Annotated in this window: 1 protein-coding gene; it reads right to left on the reverse strand. The window is 64.3% G+C overall.

Features of this window, described 5'->3' with window-relative positions:
• On the reverse strand, positions 1–2,910 hold a 2,910-nt coding region (locus A8M77_RS34765; RefSeq protein ID WP_272947476.1), incomplete at both ends, for a calcium-binding protein.

A 2,910-nucleotide genomic window follows, 5' to 3' on the forward strand; every position in this document is an offset into this window, starting at 1 on the left:
CGGCTTGGCCTTGTCGGCAAACCAGCTCCTGATCCTGACACTGTCGCTGGCGCTGTAGGAGAGCAGCAGGTCCAGCCCGTCGCGGCTGGCCGTGACGGAGGCAGGCGCGATGCCCGCGGCGAACGAGACAGTGTCCGTATCGCGCGCGCTGTCGATGCGCTCGTCGATGGTGTCCTGGCCGTCGCCCAGCGCGAAGGCATAGGTGTCGCTGCCTGCGCCGCCGGAGAGGGTGTCGTTGCCGTCTCCTCCTTGCAGCTCATCGTCGCCGTCATCCCCATAGAGTTGGTCATCCCCGCCCAGTCCGATCAGCACGTCTGCGCCTGCGCCGGCATACATGCGTTCGCTTCGATCGCTGCCCATGACGGTTCGGTCGTTTGCGTCGCTGCGGATGGTGGCGACTTTCTCTTTCAGGTCGGCCCACGTCCAAAGCGTGCCGTCGGCAAATACAACCTCTTCAACGGCGCCGAAATCTGGCGCTATGTCCTTGAGTGGGAGTGCGCCGTTGATGCTGGCATACATGTATTCGATCGTCAGGCTGCCGCCATCCGAGAAGATGATCTTCAGATCCCCTAGACGCGCCTCGATGTCAGAGATCTGGTCGGGCGTCATTGCCAGCTCGATCCGATCGAATCCCACTGCTGCAGACGCTGCAGCATTACCGTACAAGAAAGAGCCCATCCCCTCTTTGATCAGATCGATGCCATCGCCAAGCGCATATCGGTAGGTGTCGTTGCCGCCGTACCCGAGCAGCCGATCATTGCCGGGGCCACCGATCAGGACATCATTGCCGTACATGCCGATCAGGTAGTCATCGCCATCGCCGCCAAGGAGCAGATCGTCTCCTCCATCCCCGCGCAGGGCGTCATTGCCGGCACCGCCGGCGAGCGTGTCGTTTCCGTTCTTGCCATTCAAACTGTCGCTCCCATCCCCTCCATCGATGTTGTCGTCTGTCTCAAAGGCATGGATGACGTCATCGCCGGGGGTGCCCCACAGCGCGCGCGATCTGATGTCGTCGATGGTCCACACGGTACCGTTCGAGAATTTGATTGCTTCTAGCGAACGATCGGCAATCAGTGCACCCGAATCGCCGCCGAAAACACTGGTCCACAAGACTTTCTGCGAAGGGTTTCCCTTGAAGGTGAGCAAGACGCCATTGAAGGAGCCTCCGCTGTCTTCGATCCCCACAGCGACATCGCCTGGCGCGATGAGGCTGCCGAGTTCCAGTGCGTCGCTGCCGCCTTTGTCTTCGACGATCAGCCAACCATCCCCGTACTGATAGCGGTAGGTGTCATTGCTGCTGAGGCTGTAGTCGCGGGCAAAATCAGTGGTCCCGCCACCACCCACATAAGTGTCGTCGCCCTCTTCACCGATGAGTTCGTCGCTGTCGGCGCCGCCATCCAGGTAGTCGTTTCCCGCCAGCCCATAGATGGAGTCCTGGCCATCACCTCCGAACAGGGCGTCCGCACCGAGAGAGCCATACAGCCGGTCAGGCGAAGCGCTCCCTTGCGTCGTTGCCATGAGTTCGTGGCTCGCCAGCGATTGGCCATCGGCGAAGACGATTGTTTGAACGGGATTGATGGAGTTGCGCGGGTCATTGCCGAGGTAGAAGGAGGAGACCAGGATCTGGTCATCGCCGCCGCGGATGCGAAGAAGGAGATCGTTGCCCGCCCGCGATGCCTCGATGTCCGCCCGGGTGATGCCTGCGCCGAATCGCAGGACGTTGATCTCGCCGGCCTGGATGCTGTCCAGGGTCTCGATGACATCCTGCCCGTCGCCGCGCTCGAAAACATAGGTGTCGTTGCCGGCGCCGCCATCGAGGATGTCGTTGCCTGCGCCTCCTTGCAGGATGTCGTCTCCGCCATCGCCGTACAGGCGATCGTCGCCCTCTTCGCCGTCAAGGAAGTCGGCGCCATTCAGGGCCTGGGACAACGCGCTGCCGTCCCCGCGCAATGTGTCGTCGCCTGATCCTCCGGCGAGCGAGTCGTTTCCTCCCCCGGCCTCCAGGTAATCATTGCCGTTGCCGCCGTCGAGGCGGTCGTTGCCGTGCTCTGCGAGCGAGGCGCTGTCGGGGTCGCCCAAGAGAAGGTCGTTTCCGTCGCCTCCGATCAACTCGTCGGAGCCCGCGCCGCCGTCGAGTTCGTCGTCACCGTCGCCGCCGTCGAGGTAGTCGTCGCCGGCGTAGGGGGCGCCCAGGTCATTGTCGTCGCCCCAGATGGCGTCGTCTCCGGCGCCGCCGTAGAGCACGTCGGCCTGGCCCCCGCCGACGATGGCGTCGTCGCCATCGCCGCCATCGATGTAGTCGCGCCCATGGCGCGCGGGGTCGAGCTCTAGCCGACTGGTCCAGGTTGCGCCGAACTCGATCTGCGTTTTCTGCGGCCCGCTGGAGCTGTGCGCGACGTAGTCGCCCCAGAGGATGTCGGCGCCATCGCCGCCTTCGATGAAGTCGTCTCCCTCGTAGCCGGCCACGGCATCGATGCCGCTGCCGGCGAAGACGATGTCGTCGCCCGCGCCGGCGTTGACGCTGTCGTCGCCCGCACCGGCATGGATGGTGTCGGCGCCGCTTCCGATGTTGGTGGCCATCGCCTTGCCGCCGTTGACCTGGGCGTAGGTGTGCTGGGTGCCGGCGGCGTAGCTGCGGGTGTCGTCGGGCCGGACGATGTCCTCGGCACGCATGGCCAGCAGGCCGGACAGGTCGGTGTCGGCCAGGGGGTTGATGTACGAGGCCATGTAGGACGCGTACTCGAAGCTGATGCCGCCTTGGTACTCGGTGGCGCCCAAGATTGCGGTCTGCACGTGCATGAGCAGCAAGCGCCCGGGCCGATGGGCGGTGTTGCTGCCGCTGCTCCAGGCGGTGATGAAGTCATCGCTGCGGTAGGTGCCGGCGTCCTCGCCGTCGGCAAGGATGATGTC

Source organism: Variovorax sp. JS1663 (genome assembly GCF_002157355.1).
GTDB lineage: Bacteria > Pseudomonadota > Gammaproteobacteria > Burkholderiales > Burkholderiaceae_C > Variovorax.